Genomic DNA, 25480 nt, shown 5'->3' with positions numbered 1-25480 from the left:
GGATGAGTGGCTCGGCTGATGAAATTCCTGGGCGGAGGCGCTGACACGGCGCTGGTAGCGGCGATCGAACGGTCGCAGGCCGTCGTCGAATTCTCGCCCGCCGGCCGCATCCTCCGCGGCAACGACCGTTTCCTGCACAGCATGGGCTATGCGGCGCAGGAGGTGCTCGGCCAGAACCACGCCATGTTCCTGCCCGCCGAGGAACGCGACGGCAGCGCCTATCGCGCGTTCTGGGACAGGCTCCGTCGCGGCGACCATCAGTCCGGCGAGTTCCGACGCATCGCCAAGGGCGGGCGGGAGGTCTGGCTGCAGGCCACCTACACGCCCATCCGGGGCCTCGGTGGCCGGGTGACGCGCGTGGTGAAGTTCGCCAGCGACGTCACCGAGGCCAGGCAGCGCGCCGCCAGCGACGCCGCCCGCATCGCCGCCATCGACCGGGTCCAGGGCGTCATCGAATTCGCGCTGGACGGCACCATCCTCGACGCCAACGCCAATTTCCTCGCCGCCATGGGCTATGCGCTGGAGGAGATCCAGGGCCGCCACCACCGCCTCTTCATGCGGGATCGGGACCACCAGGCGCCGGACTATGCCGCCTTCTGGACCGCGCTGCGCCAGGGGGAGGTCCGCGCCGGCGAATTCATGCGCATCGCCAAGGGCGGGCGAGAGGTCTGGATCCAGGCAAGCTACAACCCCGTGCTGGACCCGGCCGGGCGCCCCGTGCGCATCGTCAAGTTCGCCACCGACATCACCGCCGCCAAGCGCCGTGCAGCCGATGACGCCGCGCAGATCGCCGCCATCAACCGCGCCCAGGGCGTGATCCAGTTCGGGCTCGACGGCACCATCCTCACCGTGAACGAGAACTTCGTCACCGCCACCGGCTACGGGGCGGAGGAGCTGATCGGCCAGCACCACAGCCTGCTGATGCCCCCGGGCGAGGCCTCGACCGAGGCCTATCGCGCGCTGTGGCAGGCGCTCGGCCGGGGGGAGGTCCGTGCCGGCGAGTTCCGGCGCCAGGGCAAGGGCGGGCGGGAGATCTGGCTGCACGCCACCTACAACCCCGTCTTCGACCCCGCCGGCCGCGTGCTGAAGGTGGTGAAGTTCGCCACCGACATCACGGCGGAGATGCAGCGCCGGCGCCTCTTCGCGCTGCTTTCGCTGGTGACGGACGAGACCGACAGCAGCGTGATCATCTGCGACGCCGCCGGCCGGATCGAATACGTGAACCGCGGCTTCACGCGCATGACCGGCTATTCGGCGGAGGAATCGCTAGGCCGGAAGCCCGGCGACTTCCTGCAGGGCCCGCAGACGGACAAGGCCACGGTGGCGCGCATCCGGGACCGGCTGCGGGAAGGTGTCCCGGTCAATGAGGAGATCCTAAACTACAGCAAGGCCAAGGAGCCCTACTGGATCTCGCTCGCCATCAACCCGGTGCGCGGCGCGGATGGCCAGGTGGAGCGCTTCGTCGCCGTCCAGGCCAACATCACCGCGACGAAGCAGGCGGGGCTGGACGCCGCCGCGCGGCTGGACGCGATCGACCGCGCCAACATCGTCATGGAATGGGATGCGGCGCGGCGCCTGGCCCGTGCGAACGACGCCGCGGTCACGGCACTCGGCCATGCGACCGAGGATGCGCTGCTGCGATCACCGACGCTCGCGCATGACCGGGTCTTCGATGCCACGCAGGCGGAGGTCATGGCAAAAGGCGACGCCCTCACCCTGACGGTCGAGCTCCACCATGTCGACGGCTCCCCCATCCATCTCTCCGCCACGGCCCAGCCGCTGATGGATGTGGAGGGACGGCAGGTGCGCACCGTGCTCTACGCCGCCGACGTCTCGGCCCGGCGCAAGGCGGTGCGGGAGACGGAGCGCGTGATGACGGAGGTGCTGGACCGCATCAACCGCGTCGCCTCCGAGATCGGCGGCCTTTCCGCCCAGACCAACCTCCTCGCGCTCAACGCCACGATCGAGGCCGCCCGCGCCGGGGAAGCCGGCAAGGGCTTCGCGGTGGTGGCGGCGGAAGTGAAGACGCTGGCGGCGCGATCCGCGACCGCGACGGGGGAGATTTCCACCCTCGTCTCCGACACGCGCAGCCGGATCGAGGACCTGATCGCGATGGCGTAGCGGGGCTATTGCGCCGCGCGCCACCGCGCCCAGGCGGCCGTCTCCGGGAGGGCGCGCGGGCCATCGGCGGGCCCGGTCAGGCGAAGCCCGAGGTCGGGCGCTTCCGGCACCGCGGGGCGAGAGAGGATGTGCAGGTCGAGCGCGCTGCGGGCGAGGTCGATCTCGCCTCCGATGGTCGCGGTCGCGCCGCCTTCCGCCGCCAGCCGCGCATCCTCCAGCCGCAAGCGCCCGGCCGTGAGCCGGCCCGTGGCGTCCAGCCGGTCGAAGGCCGTCGCGCCATCCAGCAGCGCGCGACGCGTCGCCCGTTCGGCCGCGATGGGATCCGCCAGCGTGGTGGCCTGCGCGGCCGCCGCCAAGTCGAAGCCCGCCACCACGCCGTCCCGCATGGCGATGCCGATCTGCCCCTCCAGCGTGCCCAGCAACGCCGACGGCGCATGGCCGGTGGCAGAAAGCGCGAAGCTGGTATCGCCGCGCCCCGCGGTCAGGTCCACCGGCACGCCGAAGAGCGGGCCCGCGATGCTGGCGCCGGCCAGCCGGCCCTCCGCGGTCAGCCGCGGCGGCGACCGCGCGTCGATCGCCAGGCTTGCCTGCGCCTCCAACTCTCCACCGGCCAGCCTGGCGCGTACAGCCTCCACCGCCATGCGCCCCTCGGCGAGCTTCACCGTCGCCTGCGCCTGCTCCGCCACGATGCCCGCGATCTCGAGCCGCGCGGCCTCCAGCGCCACCTCGCCGTCGATCCCGGCCAGCGCCTCCAGCCCCAGCGGGTCGCCGCTGCGCCATCCCACGAAGGGCAGCGGCAGCCTTTCGGCGGAGAGCCGTCCCGTCAGCCGGGGGCGGCCACCCAGCGCCAGCGCCAGGGCGCCCCGCGCCCGCATCGCGCCGGCGACCAGTTCGAAGCTTTCCGCCGACACGCCCTGCGGCCCGGCGGCGAGCGAGGCGATGAGGGAGAAGGACCCCTCCCCCAGCCAGCTGCCGGCGTCGCTGCGGAAGGCCTCCGCCAGCAGGCGCGGCGCGCCGGGATGGCGCAGCGTGATGCTGGCCGAGCCCTTGCGCTGCGGCAGGTCGAGCGTGCCGGTCGCCTCCAGCCGCAGCTCCCCGATCTCCGCCCCGCCGCGCAGCGCCAGGGCATCCAGCGTGCCGCCGCCGGACAGGCGGAGCGCCAGCGGCATGCCGGCGATCGCGGTGCGGTCCGGCCACTCCCCGGGGACCAGGCCCATGACGCCGCGGCCCGAGGAACCGCTGGCCTCGATGGTCAGGTCCTGCAGCCGGAGCTGCGGGCCGAGCGCCAACACGCCGGAGGCGGCGACGTCCGTATCCGCCAGGCGGCCGGACAGCCGGCGCAGCGTCAGCCTGCCATTCTCCAGCGCGCCATCCAGCGAGGCGCGTTCCATCACCGCCTCCCCCAGCGTCACGCGATCCGCGGCCAGGCGCAGGTTCAGGTCCACCGGTCCCAGCGCGCGGCTGGCCTGCGCGGGATCGAGGCCCTGCGGCAGCCAACGGGCGAGGTCCAGGCGATCCATCGTCAGGCCGATGCCGAGCGCCGGTCGCGGGCCATGGCGCAGCACGCCGGCGCCGGAGAGGCGGATATCGCCGAGGGTGGCCGCCAGTTCGGGGATGGCGGCCTGCGCCTCCTCCAGCACCAGGCGGAAGCGCCCCTCCCCCCGCCGCAGCAGGCCCGGATCCAGCTCCTCCACCGGAAGCCCCACGGCGCCGAGGGTGGCGCGCATGTCGGGGCCCGCGAAGCGCGCGCGGAGCTCCAGCCGCCCCCCCGCGGTCGCCCCCGCGAACTCCATCTCCGCCTCCCCGGGCAGCAGCAGGGAGACGTCGGTCAGCGTCAGGCGCCCATCCTCCAGCGTCGCGGCGCCGCGGATGCGCCGCAGCGCCACGCCCTGGAAGCTGCCGGCCTCCGCCGAGAGGTCGAGCGCCATCGGCACGGGGCGCGCGGCACCCTGCCGCAGCGCCGCGACCCAGCCATCCAGGTCAAGCCGGCTGGCGACCAGCGCGACATCGAGCCGCGGCGCCGGCAGCAGGCGGAGCGCGATGGAGCCCCGCGCCGGCACGCCACCGACATCCATCACCAGCTGATCCGCCGCGATCAGCTCGGCGGAGGCGTTCAGGCGGCCCGCGAGCCGGAAGGGCACCGCGGGGCCGGCCATCAGGGCGGCGAGGTCCGGGCCACGCGCCTCCACGCTGCCCTCGAAGCCCGCACCCGGCACCAGCACGCCGCGCGCCGTCCCGCTGGCTTCCGGCAGCGTGAGCGACAATTCGAGGGTCGCGACGCCGTCCCAGCCAGGCCGGCCCAGCGTGCCGGAGAAGCGCGCGGCGCGCCCTGCCCAGGTGAAGCTGCCCGAGGATTCGATGGCCTGCGCGAGCCCCGCCGAGGTCAGGCGGGCATTGACGCCTTCCAGCACCGCGTCGCCGATGCGAACCCGGCTGTTCTCGACCCGCGCATCCAGCTCCGTGATCCAGGCCGGGGGCCGCAGCGTCAGCAGCGCACCGGGCGGCCAGGGCAGCGTCAGCTCCGCGCCGACCAGCGCGATCTCACGCGGCGCGAGCCGGCCGGCGAGCAGCGCGCCGAGGTCGAGCCGCACCCGCAGGAGCTGCGCCGTGACGCTGAACTCCTCCCCCGGATCGCCGATGGCGACGCCGCCGGCGCGGACCATCGGCTGGGGCAGCAGCAGCAACTCGACCGGGCCGTCCAGCGTGACGGTCCGGCCCAGACGGTCGCTCGCCAGTTCGGCCAGGCGGCCGCGCCAGGGCTCCCAATCCACCAGGCGCGGGCCGAGCCAGAGCCCCAGCACGGCCAGCAGCAGAAGGGAGACCAGCGCGGCGGCAAGGCGCTTCATCCGGCGGACGGGCTGCCCCAGCCGCCGCCGCCCGGCGTTTCCAGCGCCAGCACGTCGCCGGGTTGCAGCGCGGCGCGGTCGCAGCCCTGCATCGGGTCGATGCGGCCATCGACGCGCTCGACCCATTGCCGCCCGGGCGCGCCGGCCCCGCCGCCCTGCAGGCCATGCGGCGCGACGCGGCGGCGGGAGGCGACGATCACCGCCTCCATCGGGCGCAGGAAGCGGATGCGCCGGCGCGAGCCATCGCCGCCCGCGAAGCGCCCGGCGCCGCCGGAGCCGCGGCGGATGGAAAACTCCTCGAGCCGCACGGGATAGCGGAGTTCCAGCACCTCGGGGTCCGTCATGCGCGTGTTGGTCATGTGCGTCTGCACCGCGGCCGTGCCCGGGAAACCGGGGCCGGCGCCGGTGCCGCCGCAGACCGTTTCGTAATATTGGTAAACCGCGTCCCCGAACAGCAGGTTGTTCATCGTCGCCTGGGCGGAGGCACAGGCGCCGAGCGCCGCGAGCAGCGCGTTGCAGGTCATCTGGCTGACCTCCGTATTGCCGGCGACGACCGCGGCCCCAGGGCGGGGCGAGAGGAAGGTGCCCTCCGGCACGACGATGTCGAGCGGCACCAGGCAGCCATCATTGAGGGGGATCTCCTCCCCCACCAGGCAGCGGAAGCAGTAGAGGACGACGGCGCGGCAGACCGCGGCGGGGGCGTTGAAGTTATCGGGGCGCTGCGGGCCGGTGCCGGTGAAGTCGATGGTGGCGCGGCGGTTCGCGCGATCGACGCGGACCGCGACCTTGAGCGGCGTGCCATCGTCGATCGTCGTCTCGAAGGCGCCATCCTGCAGGCGGTCGAGCACGCCGCGCACGGCGGCCTCCGCATTGTCCATGACGTGCTTCATATAGGCCCGCACCGTGTCGAGACCGAAATCGCGCACGGCGCGTTGCAGTTCCTGCACGCCCTTCTCATTCGCCGCGACCTGCGCGGTGATGTCGGCGACGTTCACGTCGGGGCTGCGGGCGGGGTAGCGGGCGGAGCCAAGGAGTTCGCGGAACTCCGCTTCCCGGAAGCGGCCCTGCGACACCAGCAGGAAGTCGTCGATGACGACGCCCTCCTCCTCCAGCGTCGCGGAGCCCGGGGGCGTGGAGCCGGGCGTCAGGCCGCCGATATCCGCGTGGTGGCCGCGGCTGCCGACGAAAAACAGGATGGTGGTGCCAGCCTCGTCGAAGACCGGCGTGATGACCGTCACGTCTGGCAGATGCGTGCCGCCGTTGTAGGGGTTGTTGAGCGCGACCACGTCGCCCGGCCGCAGCGTGGCGCCGCGGGAGCGGATGACGGTCCTGACGCTTTCCCCCATCGCGCCGAGATGGACCGGCACATGCGGCGCGTTCGCCACGAGGCGGCCCGTCTCGTCGAAGATGGCGCAGGAGAAGTCGAGTCGTTCCTTGATGTTGACGCTGAGGGAGGTGTTCTGAAGGACGGCGCCGGTCTGCTCGGCGATCGACATGAAGAGGTTGTTGAACAGCTCCAGCATCACGGGATCGACGCGGGTGGCATCGGCGATGCGCGCGGCCTGCCGCTGCTCCGTCCGGCGGAGCACCAGGTGATTGGCTGGCGTGACTTCCGCGGTCCAGCCGGGCTCGACGACGGTGGTGGCGATGGCCTCCCGGATCAGCGCGGGGCCGGCGATGCGGTCGCCGGCGCGCAGCGCGTCCCGGTCCAGCACCGGGGCCTCCCGCAGGGCGCCGCCGGTGAAGACGCTGGTGGTGGCGAGGCGGGGCAGGTTCTGCCCGGCGTCGCGCGGCGGCAGCGGGGCCTCGTTCACCGCCTCGCCGGGCGAGGTCACTTCGACCACGCAGGCCTCGACGACGATCTGGCGTTCCGGCGTGGCGAAGCCGAAGCGGCGGCGATGGGATTCCGTGAAGGCCTCCACCACCGCCGCATGATCGCCGAAGGGCACGGGCAGGAAGCTGTCGGTACCGGCATAGCGCAGGTGCAGCCGGCGCGCGGCCCGCAGGGCCCCGGCCGCCGCGCCCTGGCGCACCAGCTCGGTGCGGCCGGCTTCCTCCAGCCCATCGAGGCGCGTGGCGAGCTCGGCCATGGCATCCGCGGCGAGCGGCGCTTCGACCGCGGCTTCCCGGATCGCGCTCTGGTCCGCGAGGCCCATGCCGTAGGCGGAGAGCACGCCGGCGAAGGGGTGGATGAACACCGTCTCCATGCCGAGTTCGTCCGCCACCAGGCAGGCATGCTGGCCGCCGGCGCCGCCGAAGCATTGCAGCGCGTAGCGGGTGACGTCGTGGCCCTTCTGGATGGAAACCTGCTTGATGGCATTCGCCATGTTGGCGACGGCGACACGGAGGAAGCCTTCCGCGACGGCGTGCGGATCCTGGGGCTGGCCGGTCGCCACCTCGATCTCCGCCGCCAGGGCCGCGAACTTCTCGCGGACAATGTCGGCGTCCAGCGGCTGGTTGCCATCGGGGCCGAAGATGGCGGGGAACTGGGCGGGCTGGATCTTGCCGACCATGACGTTGGCGTCCGTCACGGTCAGCGGACCGCCGCGGCGATAGCAGGCGGGGCCGGGCACGGCGCCGGCGCTCTCCGGCCCGACGCGAAAGCGGGCACCGTCGAACTTCAGGATCGACCCGCCGCCGGCGGCCACCGTGTTGATCGCCATCATCGGCGCGCGCATGCGCACGCCGGCCACCTGCGTCTCGAAGGCGCGCTCGAACTCCCCGGCATAGAGCGCGACATCGGTGCTGGTGCCGCCCATGTCGAAGCCGATGATGCGGTCGAGCCCCGCCATCGCCGCGGTGCGCGCGGCGCCGACGATGCCGCCTGCCGGGCCGGACAGGATCGCGTCCTTGCCCTGGAAGGACCGCGCCTCCGCCAGGCCGCCGGAGGATTGCATGAAGTAGAGCTTCACGCCCGGAAGCTCACCCGCCACCTGCTCCACATAGCGGCGGAGGATGGGGGAGAGGTAGGCATCCACCACCGTCGTATCCGCCCGCGGCACGATGCGCGGCAGCGGGGAGGCCTCGTGGCTAAGGCTGATCTGGGTGAAGCCGGCCTCGCGCGCCAGCTCGCCGACGCGCTTCTCATGCGCGGGATGCGCCCAGGCATGCATGAAGGCGATGGCGACGGCGCGGATGCCATCGGCGAAGGCGCTGGAGAGCGCGGCGCGGGCGGCGGCCTCGTCGAGCTTCTCGATCTCGGTGCCATCCACCGCCATGCGGCCGCCGATCTCGGCGACACGCTCAAGCAGCAGGTCGGGCAGCCGCACCTCGAGGTCGAAGAGCCGCGGGCGGGCCTGGTTGCCGATGCGGGCCATGTCGGCGAAGCCGCGGTTCACCAGCAGCAGGACCCGTTCGCCCTTGCGTTCCAGCAGGGCATTGGTCGCAACCGTCGTGCCCATCTTCACGGCGTCCACGACGCCCGGCGGGATGGCAGCGCCATCCGGCAGGCCGAGGCAGGCGCGGATGCCGGCGACCGCGGCATCGCGGTAGCGGCCGGGGTTCTCCGACAGCAGCTTGCGGGTGGACAGCGCCCCCGACGGATCGCGCGCGACGATGTCCGTGAAGGTGCCGCCGCGATCGATCCAGAACTGCCAGCCGCCCATCACGCATCCCCTTTGGCCGTTGATCACACCCCGGCAGCGGCCGCGCAAGGCCAGCGGGGCGATACGCGGCTTCATTGACAATTTGTCGATAAATCGTCAACGTTATTCCGCAACCGGGGAGACCCTTCCATGGCGCCGTCGCGACGCGGGGATGCAGCCCCGGTGGTCTCCTCCGCCCATCTCGCGGCGGGTGCCTCGCCGGGCCTGTCGGAAGTGGAATTCGGCCTGATCCTGGCGGGCCATGGCTTCGCGCGCTGGATGGTCCGCTGCATGGCGGCGGCCGGGCGGCCCGGGATGTCGCCGACCGAGATCCTCATCCTGCACACCGTCCGCCACCGCGACCGGCCGAAGCGCCTGGCCGATATCCTGCTGGTGCTGGACATCGAGGACACGCATGTCGCGACCTATGCCATCCGCAAGCTGGAGGAAGCCGGGCTGGTGACGACGGGCCGGGCGGGCAAGGAGAAGGTGGTGAGCGCGACGGAAGCCGGCGCCGCGCTCTGCGCGGCCTATGCGGGGGTGCGGGAGCGCCTGCTGGCGGAGCCGCTGCGGGCCTCCGGACCGTCGGAGGAGCAATTGTCCAGCGTCGCGCAACTGCTGCGCGCGCTGTCCGGCTACTACGACCAGGCGGCCCGGGCGGCAGCAACTCTCTGACAGGCCCTGTGGCGCGCCGGACGACCGTGCTAGGACCGCGGGAGCGATCATCGAGGCCGGCTTGAGCATCTGGGGCAAACTCATCGGCGGCGTGGCCGGCTTCGTCACCGGCGGGCCGCTCGGCGCCGTGGTCGGCGCGGCGCTGGGCCATGCGGCCGACAATGGCGTCATGCCGGGGCGGCAGATCGGGCCGGGGGCGGCGGACCTCGCGGCGTTCCTCGGCAACAAGGAAACGCTCTTCGCCATCTCCGTCATCGTGCTCTCGGCCAAGCTCGCCAAGGCCGATGGCCCGGTGAAGCGGGAGGAGATCGACGCCTTCAAGGCCATGTTCCGCATCCCGCCCGAGAACCTGCGGGAGGTCGCGCAGATGTTCGACGAGGCGCGCAAGGATGCCGAGGGCTGGGAGCCCTTCGCCGAGCGGATGGGAGAGGCCTTCGCCGACAACCGCGCGCTGCTGGAGGACGTGCTGACCGCCCTGTTCTACATCGCCCGCGCCGACGGCCCCCTGACGAAGGGCGAGTTGCCGGTGCTGCAGGGCGTGCACCTCCGCTTCGGGCTGGACCATGGGGCCTGGGACCGCGCCAAGGGGGGCGGCGCGCCGGGCGGGGCGGCGCAGCGCGCGACGGAGGACAAGGACGCCTATGGCGTGCTCGGCCTGACACCGGCCGCCACGGATGAGGAGGTGCGCCAAGCCTGGCGCAAGCTGATGCGGGAGAACCACCCGGACGGCCTGGCGGCGCGCGGCGTGCCGCCGGAATTCGTCGATCGCGCCACGCGCAAGGTGGCGGAGATCAACGCCGCCTGGGACAAGATCAAGCGCCAGCGCGGGCTGTAGTCGTGCGGATCCGCGACCTGCCCAGCCCGAACCAGGATGACCGCCCGGCCAGCCAGGCGATCGACATGCTGGTTCTGCACTACACCGGCATGCAGAGCGGCCAGGCGGCGATCGACCGGCTGCGCGATCCCCTCGCCGCCGTCTCCTCCCATTATGTGGTGGAGGAGGACGGCACCGTCTTCCGGCTGGTGGAGGAGGAGCGGCGCGCCTGGCATGCCGGTATCTCCCACTGGCGGGGTGCCAGCGGGCTGAATGGCCGCAGCATCGGGATCGAGATCGTCAATCCTGGCCACGAATTCGGCTACCGCCCCTTCCCCGCGCTTCAGATGGCGGCGGTCTGCGATCTCTGCCTCGACATCCTCTCCCGTCATCCCATCGCGCCGCGCGACGTGGTCGCGCATTCCGACGTCGCGCCTGACCGGAAGGAGGATCCGGGCGAGTTGTTCGACTGGGAAGGGCTGGCGGCGAATGGCGTCGGGCTCTGGCCGAAGAACGCCGCGCCGAACGTTAACGGCGATGCGCTCGATCTGCTCAGCATGATCGGATACCGGACGGACCTGCCGCTGCCCGTCCTGCTGCGCGCCTTCCAGCGGCATTGGCGCCCGACGCGGGTGGACGGGCTGCTCGATGCCGGCACGCTGAAGCGCCTGCGCGTGGTGGCTGCCGCCGCGGCATGAGCGCGGCGCGCATCGCCGCGATCCTGGAGGCGAGCCGGACGCATCGCGATGCCCTCCAGGCGCTGGCCCTGGCCGGACCGCGCCATGCCTGGATCGGCGCAGGCTTCGTGCGCAACGCGGTGTGGGACACGCTGAGCGGCGTCACAACCTCCACCGCCGGACTCGCCGACATCGACGTCGTGCACTGGGACGATTCGTCGAGCGACACGGCGTTCGAGGACGCGCTGCGCGGGGCGCGGCCCGGCCTGCCCTGGTCGGTCACCCATCAGCGCGGCATGGCGGCGGCGAACGGCCATGGCGCCTACCGCGACGTTGCCGACGCGCTGGCGCATTGGCCGGAAACGGCGACGGCCGTCGCGGCACGCCTCGTCGCCGGGCGCGTGGAGGTGCTGGCGCCACTTGGGCTGGATGACCTGATGGCGATGGTGGTCCGCCCCGGGCCGGCGCATGCGGCGCGGCCAGGCGTGGTGCGAGACCGGCTCCGCGCGAAGGGATGGCGCATCCGCTGGGCGGCCTTGCGCATTGTCGGGCTGAAAGACGATTGACCGCGGCGCGCAGGGGCGCGATGTGGGGGGCGGTGCCGGGTGGCTGGGCGACCGCTGGCCCTGGAGTGATCCAAGGCTGGAGGAAAGTCCGGGCTCCACGGGAATACGGTGCCGGTCAACGACCGGCGGGGGTCAAACCCCAGGGACAGTGCCACAGAAAGCAAACCGCCTCGGCGTGGAAGCACCCCGAGGCAAGGGTGAAAGGGTGGGGTAAGAGCCCACCGCATCCACGGCAACGTGGGTGGCATGGTAAACCCCACCGGGAGCAAGGCCGAATAGGGGTGGCCGGCAGTGCGGCGCGGGGTTCGCCCCGTGGCGCGGATGCAGGGGCGTTCCCGCCCCGCCGCCCGGGTTGGCCGCGAGAAGCCTGTGGCGACACAGGCTCCAGAGGAATGGTCGTCCATCGCTTTCGGGCGGGGACAGAACCCGGCTTACAGGCCGCCCGGCACCACGTCTTCCCCGTTATGCACAGGCTGTGGATGAACGGCGAAGGAACAAAGAAGGAATAGATGCAATGTATACTGCATTGCATTTTTCTTCTCTCGCTATGTCCTAGAACTGGAGGATAGAGTGCTGGAAATGCTTACTTTTCGCTCCCTCGTTTAGGGTTCGCTAACGGTATTTCCCCTTGTCGTCCCGCCAAATCCCATGCTATCCCAAGCCATCCCGTGAGGGACCCGGCTCGGGGGGGCATTTTGGGTCTCAAGGGGGATGGTCGGGCGAGCCGGTGAGGTCGGGGGGCCTCACCGGCCGCTGAGCGGGGGACGATAGCCCAAGGGCTGTCGATGGGGGCAGCAGCATAGCGCGATGACCCAGTTCGTGGGCACGCATTTCGGAAAGCGGGACGCCAAGGGCCGCATTTCCGTGCCCGCGCCCTTCCGCGCCGAACTGGAAGCTGCCGCCACGAACCAGCTCGTCTTCCGGGTTTCCCATCAACATCCCTGCATCGAGGCCCGCAGCCGTACCGTGTTCCAGCACATGCTCGACAGCATCCTGAGCCTTGAGCATTTCTCGGAGGACCGGGAGGCGCTGGAAGCCGGCATCATCGCCGACAGCATGGCGCTGCGCATCGATGGCGAAGGCCGCCTCGTCCTGCCGGATGAGATGGTGGAGGAGGTCGGGCTGAAGGGCGAGATCGCCTTCCTCGGCAAGGGCGATCGTTTCGAGATCTGGGACGCCGAAGCGGCGCGGGCGCATGTCGCCGCCGCGAAGAAGCTGGTGCGCGAACGTCGGCTCACGATTGCCGCGATGCCTCTCAACACGAATCCGAAGAGCGTGCCATGACGGGCCACGTTCCCGTCATGCTGGAGGAAGTGCTGGCGACTCTGCAGCCCCGCGCCGGTGCCCGGTACCTCGACGCCACCTTCGGTGGCGGCGGCTATGCGCGTGCGATTCTTGATGCTGCCGACTGCACCTTGTGGGCGCTGGACCGCGACCCCGATGCGATTGCGCGTGGCGCGGCGATGGCCGCGTCGTATCCTGCGCGGTTGCATCTGGTGCATGCGCGATTCGGCGACATGCTTGATGCCCTCACCGAACGCGGCATCGAGTCCCTCGATGGCGTCGTGATGGATCTCGGCGTCTCCTCCTTCCAGATCGACCAGGCGGAGCGCGGCTTCTCCTTCCGCGCGGATGGTCCGCTCGACATGCGGATGGACCGCAGCGGCCCCTCGGCAGCCGACCTGGTGAACACGCTGGGGGAGCGCGAACTGTCTTCCATCATCGCCGAGTTCGGGGAGGAGCGGCATGCGCGCCGCGTTGCCCGCTCCATCGTGCGGGAGCGCGCCGCGGAACCCATCGTGACGACGGCGCGGCTGGCGGAGATCGTGCGCGCTTCGGTGCCGCGCGACCCCTCCGGCATCGATGGCGCGACGCGGTCCTTCCAGGCGCTGCGCATCGCGGTGAATGACGAGTTGGGCGAGATCGAGCGCGGGCTGGAGCAGGCCATGCGCCTGCTGGCGCCGGGCGGCCGGCTGGTCGTCGTCGCCTTCCACTCGCTGGAAGACCGGCTGGTGAAGCGCGCCATGGTCGCCGCCGCCGGGCGCGGGGGCCATGCCTCCCGCCATGACCCTGCCTCCCTGCTGCCGCGCGGGGAAGCTGATTTCACCCTGCTGACGCAGCGCGCGCTGCGGCCCGGGGATGAAGAGACTGCCAGCAACAGCCGGGCGCGTTCCGCGCGCCTGCGCGCCATCGAACGCCGCGTCACGCCGCAGGGGTTGCCGTCATGATCCGGCCCTTCACCATCGTCTGCTTCGTGGCCTTCGCGGGCGCCGGCGCCTGGCTGTACCAGGTGAAGCATCACGTCGCGACCTATGACCGCGAATTGCGGGACGTGCGCCGGCAGACCGAACAGATGCGCGACCGCATCTCCATCCTGCGCGCCGAATGGGCCCTGCTGAACGAGCCCGACCGGCTCCGGCAGGTCGCCACGCGGCATCTGCCGCTGGAGCCGATGCAGCCGACGCAATTCGCGCGCGCGACGGAGATGGAGCGCCGCCTGCCGCAGGCCGTGGCCTTCGCCGGCCCGCCCAACCTCTTCGCGCCGCCGGAAGCGCCGCGCCAGGCCGGCAACGTGATGGTGGCCGCCGCGCAGGTGCCGGCGCCGGCACCGCCCGCCGCCCCGGCGGCGCGCCCGCAGCCGGCGGCGGCACCTGCCCCGACACCGTCCCGCCCCGCGCCGGCCGCCGACCCGCGCGCACCCGAAGCGCCGGCGCTGCAGGCGCTGGCCGCGACGGTCGCCGCCCAGCGCGCGACGCAGACGGCGGTGCCGCCGCCCGCGCCGCCGCGCCCGGCACCGCTGCGGGACGTGGCGCCGCGCGCACCCTCACCCACCCTGGCGCAGTTGACGCCGGGCGTGATCCGCCAGGCGACCGCCGCGCCGGTCGCCACCCCGGTCGCGCAGCCGCGACCCGCTGCCCCTGCCCCGGTGCAGGCCGAGCCTGTGCGCGTGGCGCGTTCGGCACCGCCGCCCGCGCCGGCGCCAGCGCCGGCGCCGCCGACCTTCGTCTCCGCGCTCGGCGGCGGCTCCAGCCTCGGTCGCCCGGCACTGGCCCCGCCCGTGCCTTTCGGCTCGGCCTCCGCCGCCACGCTCGGCGGCCTCGCGCCTCCGCAGCCGCGCTGACCGGCGCATGAACCCGCTCCCCCCCGCCCCGGATGCCGCGCCGATCGGCCGCACCATCGGCCGCGATGCGCCACCGCGCACCGACCTCGTCCGCGTGCCGCGGCCGGAGCTCGCCCGCCGCGCGGTGCTGGAGCGGTCCCGTCGGCGGCTGGTCGTCGCCGCGAGCGGCTTCGGCCTGCTTTTCGCCGTGGTGGGCTTCCGCCTGGCCGATGCCACGCTGATCTCCCCGGCGGAGCCGCGCCGCCTGGCGGCGATGTCCCGGTTCGACACCGCGCCGCAGGAACATCTGCCCGGACGCGGGACCATCGCCGACCGCAACGGCGAGATCCTGGCGGTCTCGCTGCCCGTCACGGCGCTCTATGCCAATCCGCAGGAGATCCAGAATCCAGCGGAAGCCGCGCGTCGGCTGGTGCAGGTGCTGCCGCAGCTGGATGTGGAGCGCGTCACCGCGCGCCTGTCCGGAGAGCGGCAATTCGCCTATGTCGCGCGCGCGCTGACGCCGCGCGAACAGCAGGCGGTCAATTCGCTCGGCATCCCCGGACTCTACTTCCAGCAGGCGGAGCGGCGCGTCTATCCGCAGGGCCGCGCGGCCGCGCATATCCTGGGCGGCGTCGATGTGGACGGGAACGGCACGGCTGGTGTCGAGAAGTATTTCGACGAACGCCTGCGCCTGCGCCGCGGCGATCAGCTTCGCCTGGCCGTCGATGTGCGCGTGCAGCTGGCGCTGCGTGATTCCGTCCAGCGCGCGATCACCGAGTTCAACGGCATCGGCGGCGCCGGCATCCTGATGGATGTACAGACCGGCGAAGTGCTGGGCATGGTCTCCCTGCCCGACTTCGACCTGTCCGAGCCCGTGCGTATCGACAACACGCCGCAGTCGCGGGAGGAGCAGGGCCAGAACCCGCGCTTCAACCGCACGACGGTCGGCGTCTATGAGCCGGGTTCGACCTTCAAGCTGCTGACGGCGGCGATGGCGCTGGAACTTGGGACGATCAATGTGTGGGGCGGCTACGACGCTTCGCGACCCATCCGCTTCGGGCGCTTCACCATCAACGACTACCGCGGCAAGAATCGCTGGCTCGCCCTGCCGGAAATCCTCGCCTACTCCTCTAACCTGGCCTCCGCCCATATGGCCGCGGCGGTTGGCCCGCAGCGGCACCGCGACTTCATGGTGCGCATGGGCATGGGCAGCCGCCTGCCGATCGAGCTGCCGGAAACCGCCGTCCCCCTGATCCCGACGCCGAACAGCTGGCGCGAGATCAACACCATGACGATCGGCTTCGGCCACGGCATTTCCGTGACGCCGCTGCATGTCATCACCGGCGTCTCCGCGATCGTGAATGGCGGCATCCTGCGCCCGCCGACGCTGATCGCTCGTGAACCCGGCGTGCCGGTCGAAGGCACGCGGGTGCTCAGCGAACGCACCTCCGACACCATGCGCCGGCTGATGCGCCTGGTGGTGACGGAAGGATCGGGCAAGAGCGCGGATGTCCCGGGCTATTTCGTCGGCGGCAAGACGGGGACGGCGCAGAAGACGGGACCGCGCGGCGGTTACCTGGAGAACAAGCGCATCACCGCCTTTGTCGGCGCCTTCCCGATGAACGCGCCACGCTATGCGCTTTACGTCATGGTGGACGAGCCGAAGCCCAACGCCCGGAGCCACGGCTTCGCCACCGCGGGCTGGGTGGCGGCGCCGGCCGCGGGCATGGTGGTGCGTCAGGTCGCCCCCATCCTTGGCATGGCGCCGGAGACGGACCGCGTGCCGGAGATCCAGGCCAGCCTCGCCATGCCGCTGCAACCGGGGCGCCCCCCGGCCGCGGCGGCGCGGCCCGCGGGGGCTCCGGCCACGCCACCGCGCCCCGCGACGCAGCCGGCGGCCCAGCCTGCCGCGACGCCCCCGCAACCCCAGCCGCGCGCCATCCCGACCGCGCCGACCGCCGCCGCACCCGCCCGCGCCGCGGAGGCCCCGCGCCCCGCCGCCGCGCCCCCCGCCGCGCAGCGGGAGGCGAGCCTTGCGCCCCGATGACGGCCCGGCGATGCGCCCGCTGCCCGACCTCCTGCGCGACGTGGCGGGCATCGTCTCCCCATCCCGTGACCTGCCGGCGATCAGTGGGCTGACGGCCGACAGCCGGGAGGTCCGTCCCGGCTTCCTCTTCGCGGCTTTACCCGGTGCCTGTGCCGATGGGCGGGGATTCATCGCTGCGGCCGTCGCGGCCGGCGCTGCCGCGGTGCTCGCGCCCGAGGGCACGGCGTGGCCGGAGGGCGTGGCCGAGCGGCCACTGATCCTGGCCCGCGATGCACGGCGTGTCCTTGCCAAGCTCGCGGCCGCCTTCCACGGCGCGCAACCTGCCACGCTGGTCGCCGTGACGGGGACGAACGGCAAGACCAGCACGGTGGATTTCCTCCGCCAGCTCTGGACGCTGGCGGGCCTCCGCGCCGGGTCGATGGGCACGCTCGGGCTGGTCGCCCCGGGCTTCCCGCCCGGGCCGTCCCTGACCACGCCGGATCCGGTGGCGCTGCAGGCCAGGCTGGCGGAGCTGGCGCGCGGCGGCGTCACTGCGGTGGCGATGGAGGCGTCCTCGCACGGCATCGAGCAGCGGCGGCTGGACGGCGCGACGCTGGCGGCGGCCGGCTTCAGCAACCTGACTCGCGACCATCTCGATTATCACGGCAGCATGGAGGCCTATCGCGCCGCCAAGCTCCGGCTGTTCGACGCGCTGCTGCCGGCAGGCGCCGCCGCGGTGGCCAATGCGGACATGGAACCGGCGACGCTCGCCGCGCTGCGGGATATCGCCCCGCGCCGCGGCCTTCGGCTGCTGACGGTGGGCGAGGCAGGGGAGGCGCTGCGCCTGGTCGGCCACGTGCCGCTGCCGCACGGCCAGCGCATCCAGGTCGAGGGGATGGGCGAGCAGCGCGACCTCACGCTGCCGCTGCCCGGCCGCTTCCAGGCCGATAACGCGCTGATGGCGGCCGCGCTGGCGATCGCGACAGGGATGCCGCCCGGCCGGGCGCTGGACCTGCTGCAGGGCCTCATCGGCGTGCGCGGGCGGATGGAGCTGGCCACGCGGCTGCCGAACGGGGCCGCCGCCTATGTAGATTATGCCCATACGCCGGACGCGCTGGAGCGCCTGCTGGTCGCGCTGCGCCCGCATGTGGCGCCGGGTGCGCGGCTCCATGTGCTGTTCGGCGCCGGTGGGGACCGCGACCCCGGCAAGCGCCCGCTGATGGGCGCCGCCTGCGCGCGGCTGGCCGACCGCTGCTGGGTGACGGATGACAACCCCCGCAGCGAGGATCCGGCCGCCATCCGCGCCGCGGTGCTGGCGGGCTGCCCGGGCGGGATCGATGCCGGGGACCGGCACGCGGCCATCGCGCGCGCGCTGTCCGACCTCGGGCCCGGCGACGTGCTGGCCGTGGCGGGCAAGGGCCATGAAAGTGGCCAGACCATCGGCGGCGTCACGCTGCCCTTCGATGACGTGCAGGTCGTGCGTGGCCTGGCCGGGGACCGGGCGGCATGACGACCCTGTGGGACAGCGCCGCGCTGCGCAGCTCGACCGGCGGCAGGATCGATGCCGAGGTCGCCATTACCGGCGTCTCCATCGATAGCCGATCGGCTGGCCCGGGTGACCTCTTCATCGCGCTGCGCGACGCACGGGACGGGCATGATTTCGTGGCCGATGCCCTGGCGCGCGGGGCTGCCTCCGCCATGGTGGACCGGGACCCGCCGGGCCTTGCGGCCGGCGCCCCCCTGCTGCGGGTGGGTGACACGCTGGCCGGGCTGACGGCGCTCGGCGCCGCCGGGCGCCAGCGCTCCGGCGCGCGCTTCGTGGGCGTGACCGGCAGCGTCGGCAAGACGACGACGAAGGAGATGCTGCGCACCGCGCTTTCGGCCCAGGGGCCGACGCATGCGGCGGTCGCCAGCTACAACAATCATTGGGGCGTGCCGATGACCCTGGCGCGCATGCCCCAAGGCAGTGCCTTCGGCATCATCGAGATCGGCATGAACCACCCCGGGGAGATCGCGCCGCTGGCGCGGCTCGCCCGGCCGCATGTCACCGTGATCACGGCCATCGAGGCCGCGCATATCGGCCATATGGGCAGCCTGGAGGCGATCGCGCGGGAGAAGGCCTGCATCATGCAGGGGCTGTTGCCCGATGGCATCGCCGTGCTGCCCGCCGAAAGCCCTTTCCTGCCCCTGCTGCGGGACCTCGCCGGCGGTGCCGCGGTGACGACCTTCGGCGAGGGCGGCGATGCCCGTGCCACGGCGATGGAGCCCGATGCCGAGGGCACGACCATCACCGCCGATGTCGCGGGCCAGGTCCTGCACTTCCGGCTCGGCACGCCGGGGCTCCACATGGCCCGCAACGCCGTCGCAGCCCTGGCCGTGGTGCGGGCGCTCGGCGCGGATGTCGCCGCGGCGGCGGAAAGCCTTTCCGGCTTCCGGGCCCTGGCCGGCCGGGGCGACCGGCAGCGGATCGCCACCCCCGACGGGGGCAGCGCCACGCTGCTGGACGAGGCCTATAACGGCCAGCCGCCCTCCATGCGGGCAGCGCTGGCGCTGCTGAAGCTGCTGCCAGCCCGCCGGCGGATCGCGGTGCTGGGGCAGATGGGGGAGCTCGGCGGCTTCGCGGAGGCGGAGCACGCCGCGCTCGCCCCGCACATCGCGGAATCCGCGGATCTGGTCTTCGCCTGCGGCCCATTGATGCGTCATGCCCTGGCTGGCATTCCCGCCGCCCTCCAGGGGGCGTGGGCACCGACATCCCGCGAACTCGTCGCCCCCGTTCTTGCCGCGCTGCGCGATGGCGATGCGGTCCTCGTTAAGGGCAGCCTGGCCACGGGGATGAAGACCGTGGTGCAGGCGCTGACCGAAAGTGCTTCCCGATGATCTTCAACCTGCTCTCGCCGCTCGCCGACGAGTTCATCATGTTCAACCTGATCCGCTACACGACGTTCCGGGCGGGGGCCGCCTGCATGACGGCGCTGTTCGTGGCCCTTGCCTTCGGCCCGGCGCTGATCCGCTTCCTCCGCGCCCGCCAGAATGGCGGCCAGCCGATCCGGGAGGATGGGCCGCAGAGCCACCTGCTGACGAAGAAGGGCACGCCCACCATGGGTGGCGTGCTGATCCTGCTGTCGCTCTCCGTCTCGACCCTGCTCTGGGCGGATCTCCGCAACGGCTATGTCTGGGCCGTGCTGATGGTGACCCTCGGCTATGGGGCGCTGGGCTTCGCCGATGACTGGCTGAAGGTCACGAAGCGGAACACCAAGGGCGTGTCGGGCCGGCAGAAGCTGATCACCCAGGCACTGATCGGCCTGGCGGCCGCGCTGTGGATGGCCTGGCTGATGCCGCCGCACCTCGCCGACAAGCTCGCGGTGCCCTTCTTCAAGGAAGTGCTGATCCCCTTCAGCATCGTGTTCCCGGCGCTGGCCATGCTGGTGATGATGGGCGCGTCGAACGCCGTGAACCTGACCGACGGGCTGGATGGCCTGGCCATCGTCCCGGTCATGATCGCGGCCGGCGTCTTCGCGCTCATCGCCTACCTCGTCGGCAACCGCATCTTCGCGGACTACCTGCAGCTGCACGCGGTGCCGGGTTCCGGCGAGCTGGCCGTGTTCTGCTCCGCCCTGATCGGCGCGAGCCTCGGCTTCCTCTGGTTCAACGCGCCGCCAGCCGCCGTCTTCATGGGTGACACCGGATCGCTGGCGCTGGGTGGCGCGCTGGGCGCGGTGGCCGTCGCGACGAAGCATGAGGTGGTGCTGGCCATCGTCGGCGGGCTGTTCGTGGTGGAGACGGTGTCCGTCATCATCCAGGTCTTCTGGTACAAGCGGACTGGCAAGCGCGTCTTCCTGATGGCGCCGCTGCACCACCATTTCGAGAAGAAGGGCTGGGCCGAGCCCACCATCGTGATCCGCTTCTGGATCATCGCCATGGTGCTGGCGCTGATCGGCCTGAGCACGCTGAAGATCCGATGAGCGATTTCCGCCCCTTTGCCGGAGAGCGCATCGCCGTGGTCGGCCTGGGCAAGGCCGGGCTGCCCGCGGCTGTGCGCCTTGCGGAGTGGGGGGCGGAGGTCACTTGCTGGGATGACCGGGAGGAAGGGCGGCTCGCCGCGGAACGGGCGGGCTTCGCGCTGCGCGATCCATCGGCCGGCCCCTTCACCCAGGATGCGCTGCTGCTTTCGCCCGGCATCCCTCACCTGCTGCCCAGGCCCCATCCGGCGGCGGTGCGGGCGCGGGAGGCCGGGCGGCCGATCCTCTGCGACGTCGAATACCTGTTCCTCGCGGTGCGGGCGGCGGGCAGCGCGGCGCGCTTCGTCGGCATCACCGGGACCAACGGCAAATCCACCACGACGGCGCTGCTGCACCACCTGCTGCTGCGGGCCGGACGGGTGTCGGAGGTCGGCGGCAATCTCGGCCCGGCGGCCTTGGGACTCAACATGTTGGGGTCGGAGGGGACCTACACCCTCGAAATGTCGTCGTACAGCTTGGAGCGAATCGCGACCGTCGGGTTCAACGTGGGGGTTATGCTGAACCTCAGCCCCGACCATCTCGACCGGCATGGAAGCATGGCCGGCTATGCCGCTGCGAAGGCGAATGTCTTTGCGCGCCAGGGCCGGGATGACGTCGCGGTGCTCGGGCAGGACGACGAATTGTCCACCGCCATGGCCGGGTCGGTAACCGCCCGTCTGGTGCCGATCTCGGGCCTGCACGCCGTGCCGGGGGGCATCTGGGCAGAGGGTTCGTCGCTGCGGGATGCGGCCGGGGAGATCGCCGATCTGCGGGAGGCCCCTGCCCTGCCCGGCAGCCACAATGCCCAGAACGCGGCGGCGGCGGCGGCGGCGGCCTTCGCGCTGGGGCTGGACCGCGGCGGGATCGCTGCGGGGCTGGCCAGTTTCCCGGGCCTGCCGCACCGGCAGGAAAGGGTCGGGACGCTGCGGGGCGTGAGCTTCGTGAATGACAGCAAGGCCACCAACGCCGACAGCGCGGCGCGGGCGCTGGCGTCCTATGACCGTGTCGTCTGGATCGCGGGCGGGATGGCTAAGGAAGGCGGGATCGAGAGCCTCGCCCCCCTCTTCCCGCGCATCGCGCGCGCCATCCTGATCGGGCGCGATGCGCCGGCCTTGGCGGCGACGCTCGCGGCGCATGGCGTTGCGCATGAGGTCGCCGGCACGCTGGACGCTGCGCTGCCCCGGGCGGCGGATGCGGCGTTCGGCGGTGCGGCGCCCATCGTGCTGCTGTCGCCGGCCTGCGCATCCTTCGACCAGTTCAGCGGCTTCGATGCGCGCGGCGACCGCTTCCGCGCGCTGGTCCAGGCCATGGGCGCTACCGCTACCGGGAGGGCGGCATGATCCAGGTTTCCCGCGCGGACACCTCCACGCTCGGCCGCTGGTGGTGGACCGTCGATCGCTGGACGCTGGCGGCGCTGCTGGCGCTGATCGGCTTCGGCTATGTCATGATGCTGGCCGCCAGCCCGGCGGTGGCGGAGCGCATCGGCGCGTCATCGCGCAACATGTTCTTCCTGCGCCAGATCTTCTACCTCGCCATGGCGGCGGCGGTGCTGGTCGCGGTTTCCATGCTCTCCGTGAAGCAGGTGCGGCTGCTGGCCTGGGTCGGGCTGATCGGCGCCGTCGCTATGGTGGCGGCGACGCTGGTGATGGGCGTGGAGATCAAGGGCGCGCGGCGCTGGCTGGCGCTGCCGGGCCTCGGTTCGCTGCAGCCCTCGGAATTCCTGAAGCCCTGCTTCGCCGTGGTCGCGGCCTGGCTGATCGCGGAAGGCAAGCTGAACGGGCGCTGGGGCGCGACGCTGCTCGTGCTCGGCATCTTTGCGGTCATCGCCGGCCTGCTGAAGGGCCAGCCGGATATCGGCATGCTGCTGGTGGTCACGGCCGTCTTCTTCGCGCAGTTCTTCGTGGCGGGCCTCAACCTGTTCATCGTCGGCTTCTTCGGCGCGGCCGGCGTCGCGCTGGCGGGGCTGGCCTACATGATCTTCCCGCACGTCCAGTCCCGCGTGCACCGCTTCCTCGACCCCGCCGCCGGCGACAACTACCAGGTGACGGTGGCGCTGGAGGCCTTCGGCCATGGCGGGCTGCTCGGCCGCGGGCCCGGCGAGGGGCGCGTCAAGAACGTCCTGCCGGACGCGCATGCGGACTTCGTCTTCGCCGTGGCCGGGGAGGAATTCGGCCTGGTCGTCTGCCTGCTGATCCTGGGTCTCTTCGCCTTCGTCGTCGTGCGCGGCCTGATCCGGCTGATGGGGGAGATGGACCTCTTCATCGTCCTCGCCTCGGCGGGGCTGTTGACGCAGTTCGGGCTGCAGGCCTTCGTCAACATGGCCTCCTCGCTGCACCTGATCCCGACCAAGGGGATGACCCTGCCCTTCGTCAGCTATGGCGGTTCCTCGGTGCTCGCCATCGCGCTCGGCATGGGCATGCTGCTGGCGCTGACGCGCAAGCGCCTGTCCCGCGCCGAGGATGATCGATGAGAGGACCGGCCGTGCGCCCCATCGTCATCGCCGCCGGCGGGACCGGAGGCCATCTGTTCCCCGCCGAGGCCTTGGCGGCGGAACTGCTGGCGCGCGGGGAGCGGATTGCGCTGATGACGGATGCGCGGAGCGCGGCCTTCGAAAGCCCCGCCTTCAGCAATGCCGAACGCTTCGTGCTGCGCGGGTCGGGCATCGCTGGCCGCGGCATCAAGGGCGCAGCCAAGGGCGCGCTCTCCCTCGCCGCCGGCACGGTGGAGGCACGGCGCATCCTGACGCGGATCGATGCTTCGGCCGTGGTGGGTTTTGGCGGCTATCCGTCGGTCCCGCCGCTTATCGCGGCGCGCACCCTGCCGCGCGCGACGCGGCCGGTGACGGCGCTGCATGAACAGAACGCGGTGCTGGGCCGCGCGAACCGGCTGCTGGCGCCGGGCGCCGACCTGCTGGCGCTGTCGGTCGCGGATACCGCGAAGGTGCCGTCCTCCGCCCATGCGCAGGTGGTCGGCAACCCCGTGCGCCCGGCCCTCGCCGCGCTGGCGGAGGAAGGCTACACGGCCCCGGCCGAGGACGGCGTGATCCGCCTGCTGGTTCTGGGCGGCAGCCTGGGCGCGCGCATCTTCGCCGATGTCGTGCCGGCCGCCGTGTCGCTGCTGCCGGAAGCGCTGCGCCAGCGTCTCGTGGTGACGCAACAGACGCGCGCCGAGGATCTGCCGCGCGTCGAGACGGCGTATCGTGAGGCCGGCGTTCCGGCTGACCTCTCGCCCTTCTTCGGCAATATCGCGACGCGGCTTGCCATGGCGCATCTCGTCGTGGCGCGGGCCGGGGCCTCGACCGTCGCGGAACTCGCCTGCGCAGGGCGGCCTTCCGTTCTGGTGCCGCTGCCGCATGCGATCGACGACCATCAGACCGCCAACGGAAGGTCGCTGGACAGCGCCGGCGCGGCGTGGCTGATGCGCCAGCCGGACTTCACACCGGATGCGCTGGCGAAGCACCTGGCGGCGATGTTCTCCAACCCGCCGGTGCTGGCCCGCGCGGCGGCGGCGGCGTCCCGGCTGGCGCGCCCGGATGCGGCGCGGCGGCTGGCTGATCTCGTGCTCACCCTGACCAATCGTGCCGAGGCACGCGAATTGACGCGCGGCGATGCGCGGCCGGAGTCCAACTAGATGCGCGCCCTTCCCCTCTCGATCGGCCCCATCCACTTCGTCGGTATCGGCGGTATCGGCATGTCCGGCATCGCGGAGGTGCTGCACAACCTCGGCTATTCGGTCCAGGGCAGCGACATCGCGGAAGGGTACAACGTCACGCGGCTGCGTGACGCCGGCATTCCCGTGATGGTGGGGCATGATGCCGCCAATCTCGGCGGCGCGCAGGTCGTCGTCGTCTCCACCGCCGTGAAGCGCGACAATCCGGAGGTGCAGGCGGCACGCGCACGGCTGATCCCCGTGGTGCGTCGGGCGGAGATGCTGGCGGAGCTGATGCGCCTGAAATGGGCCGTCGCGATCGGCGGCACCCATGGCAAGACGACGACGACGAGCCTGGTCGCCGCGGTGCTGGAGGCTGCCAAGCTCGACCCCACCGTCATCAATGGCGGCATCATCAACGCCTATGGCACCAATACGCGCCTCGGTTCCGGCGACTGGATGGTGGTGGAAGCGGATGAGAGCGACGGGTCCTTCCTGAAACTGCCCGCCGTCTGCGCCGTCGTCACCAACATGGACCCCGAGCATCTGGACCATTGGGGGACCGAGGAGGCGATGAAGGAGGGCTACGCCCAGTTCGTCGGCAACATCCCCTTCTACGGCTTTGCGGTCCTCTGCGCCGACCATCCGGAGGTGCAGGCGATGATCCCGCGCCTGTCGGATCGCCGTATCATCACCTACGGCTTTTCACCCCAGGCGGATGTGCGCGCGGAAAAGCTGATCACCGACCGCATGGGCGCGACCTTCGAGGTCGCGGTGCGCGACCGCGCGACGGGCCGCAGCCGCACGCTGAAGCCGATGCGCCTGCCGATGCTGGGCAGCCACAACGTCCAGAACGCACTGGCCGCCGTCGCCATCGGCGTCGAGATGGACATCGACGAGGGCACCATCCGCACCGCGCTGATGGGCTTCAAGGGTGTGAAGCGCCGCTTCACCCGCACGGGCGAGGCCGGCGGCATCACCGTCATCGACGATTACGGCCATCACCCCGTGGAGATCGCCGCGGTGCTGAAGGCCGCCCGCCAGGCGGGCGCGCGGGACGTCGTCGCCATCGTCCAGCCGCACCGCTACTCGCGCCTGGCCTCGCTGTTCGAGGAGTTCTGCGCCTGCATGAACGACGCCGGCACGGTGATCGTGGCCGATGTCTATGCCGCGGGTGAACAGCCGATCCCGGGCGTCGATCGCGATGCGCTGGTCGAGGGGCTGCGCGCCCGCGGGCATCGTTCCGTCGTGCCGCTTCCGGGCCCGGACAGCCTGGCGGAGATGGTGAACGCCATCGCGCGGCCGGGCGACTACGTCGTCTGCCTCGGCGCCGGCAACATCACGACCTGGGCGCATGCGCTGCCCGAGCAGCTGACCGTGCTGCAGTCCCGCACGCGGCCGCGCCTTGTCGGGGGCAGCAAGTGA

The 25480-nt window shown here is 72.0% G+C and carries 18 protein-coding genes and 1 other RNA gene; 17 read left to right on the top strand and 2 right to left on the bottom strand.

Features of this window, described 5'->3' with window-relative positions:
• Positions 1–18: 18 nt before the first annotated feature.
• Complete coding sequence (locus G3576_RS08140) at positions 19–2121, top strand: methyl-accepting chemotaxis protein (RefSeq protein WP_164693849.1); 2103 nt, start codon at positions 19–21, stop codon at positions 2119–2121.
• A gap of 5 nt (positions 2122–2126) precedes the next feature.
• Here the strand turns inward: G3576_RS08140 and G3576_RS08135 are convergent, their stop codons facing one another.
• Complete coding sequence (locus G3576_RS08135) at positions 2127–4967, bottom strand: AsmA family protein (protein ID WP_164693848.1); 2841 nt, start codon at positions 4965–4967, stop codon at positions 2127–2129.
• Positions 4964–8572, bottom strand: a complete 3609-nt coding sequence (locus G3576_RS08130) for a hydantoinase B/oxoprolinase family protein (protein WP_164693847.1) — start codon at positions 8570–8572, stop codon at positions 4964–4966. The genes G3576_RS08135 and G3576_RS08130 overlap by 4 nt, the downstream gene beginning before the upstream one ends.
• A 129-nt stretch (positions 8573–8701) precedes the next feature.
• Here G3576_RS08130 and G3576_RS08125 point away from each other — a divergent pair, with 129 nt between their 5' ends.
• The 16 genes from G3576_RS08125 (at position 8702) to murC (ending at position 25480) form a co-directional block, all read left to right on the top strand.
• Positions 8702–9226 carry a winged helix DNA-binding protein gene (locus G3576_RS08125; protein ID WP_164693846.1) on the top strand — a complete coding sequence of 175 codons (525 nt, stop codon included), beginning with the start codon at positions 8702–8704 and terminating at the stop codon, positions 9224–9226.
• 61 nt (positions 9227–9287) lie between these two features.
• A complete protein-coding gene (locus G3576_RS08120) occupies positions 9288–10061 on the top strand; it encodes a TerB family tellurite resistance protein (RefSeq protein ID WP_164693845.1) in 774 nt (257 codons plus the stop codon).
• A gap of 2 nt (positions 10062–10063) precedes the next feature.
• Entirely contained in the window at positions 10064–10738 is a 675-nt protein-coding gene (locus G3576_RS08115; RefSeq protein ID WP_456237330.1) for an N-acetylmuramoyl-L-alanine amidase, read from the top strand.
• Positions 10735–11283, top strand: a complete 549-nt coding sequence (locus G3576_RS08110) for a nucleotidyltransferase family protein (protein WP_164693844.1) — start codon at positions 10735–10737, stop codon at positions 11281–11283. Before G3576_RS08115 ends, G3576_RS08110 begins: the two co-directional genes overlap by 4 nt.
• A gap of 35 nt (positions 11284–11318) precedes the next feature.
• An RNA gene (rnpB, locus tag G3576_RS08105) (RNase P RNA component class A) lies at positions 11319–11733 on the top strand.
• A gap of 357 nt (positions 11734–12090) precedes the next feature.
• Positions 12091–12567 (top strand): division/cell wall cluster transcriptional repressor MraZ, encoded by a 477-nt coding sequence (locus G3576_RS08100; RefSeq protein WP_164693843.1) that lies wholly within the window; start codon positions 12091–12093, stop codon positions 12565–12567.
• Positions 12564–13511, top strand: coding sequence for a 16S rRNA (cytosine(1402)-N(4))-methyltransferase RsmH (rsmH, locus tag G3576_RS08095; RefSeq protein WP_164693842.1), 948 nt, complete (start codon positions 12564–12566; stop codon positions 13509–13511). Before G3576_RS08100 ends, rsmH begins: the two co-directional genes overlap by 4 nt.
• Positions 13508–14404, top strand: coding sequence for a cell division protein FtsL (gene ftsL / locus G3576_RS08090; RefSeq protein ID WP_164693841.1), 897 nt, complete (start codon positions 13508–13510; stop codon positions 14402–14404). The genes rsmH and ftsL overlap by 4 nt, the downstream gene beginning before the upstream one ends.
• A gap of 7 nt (positions 14405–14411) precedes the next feature.
• Positions 14412–16430 (top strand): peptidoglycan D,D-transpeptidase FtsI family protein, encoded by a 2019-nt coding sequence (locus G3576_RS08085; protein WP_164693840.1) that lies wholly within the window; start codon positions 14412–14414, stop codon positions 16428–16430.
• 10 nt (positions 16431–16440) lie between these two features.
• Positions 16441–17919: a UDP-N-acetylmuramoyl-L-alanyl-D-glutamate--2,6-diaminopimelate ligase gene (locus G3576_RS08080; protein WP_164693986.1), complete on the top strand. Its 1479-nt coding sequence runs from the start codon at positions 16441–16443 to the stop codon at positions 17917–17919.
• Positions 17916–19286, top strand: coding sequence for a UDP-N-acetylmuramoyl-tripeptide--D-alanyl-D-alanine ligase (locus G3576_RS08075; RefSeq protein WP_164693839.1), 1371 nt, complete (start codon positions 17916–17918; stop codon positions 19284–19286). The genes G3576_RS08080 and G3576_RS08075 overlap by 4 nt, the downstream gene beginning before the upstream one ends.
• On the top strand, positions 19283–20371 hold the full coding sequence (gene mraY, locus G3576_RS08070; protein WP_164693838.1) for a phospho-N-acetylmuramoyl-pentapeptide-transferase: 1089 nt from the start codon (positions 19283–19285) through the stop codon (positions 20369–20371). The genes G3576_RS08075 and mraY overlap by 4 nt, the downstream gene beginning before the upstream one ends.
• Complete coding sequence (gene murD, locus G3576_RS08065; protein ID WP_164693837.1) at positions 20368–21747, top strand: UDP-N-acetylmuramoyl-L-alanine--D-glutamate ligase; 1380 nt, start codon at positions 20368–20370, stop codon at positions 21745–21747. Before mraY ends, murD begins: the two co-directional genes overlap by 4 nt.
• A complete protein-coding gene (locus G3576_RS08060) occupies positions 21744–22877 on the top strand; it encodes an FtsW/RodA/SpoVE family cell cycle protein (RefSeq protein WP_164693836.1) in 1134 nt (377 codons plus the stop codon). The genes murD and G3576_RS08060 overlap by 4 nt, the downstream gene beginning before the upstream one ends.
• The gene (gene murG / locus G3576_RS08055; protein WP_164693835.1) at positions 22874–24037 is read left to right on the top strand and encodes an undecaprenyldiphospho-muramoylpentapeptide beta-N-acetylglucosaminyltransferase; all 1164 of its coding nucleotides are present in this window, start codon (positions 22874–22876) and stop codon (positions 24035–24037) included. Before G3576_RS08060 ends, murG begins: the two co-directional genes overlap by 4 nt.
• Positions 24038–25480 (top strand): UDP-N-acetylmuramate--L-alanine ligase, encoded by a 1443-nt coding sequence (gene murC / locus G3576_RS08050; RefSeq protein ID WP_164693834.1) that lies wholly within the window; start codon positions 24038–24040, stop codon positions 25478–25480.

It is taken from the genome of Falsiroseomonas algicola, assembly GCF_011040385.1.
Classification (GTDB): Bacteria; Pseudomonadota; Alphaproteobacteria; order Acetobacterales; family Acetobacteraceae; genus Falsiroseomonas; species Falsiroseomonas algicola.
The sequence above is the reverse complement of the archived record's forward strand: the minus strand, read 5'-3'. Positions and strand labels throughout refer to the sequence as shown.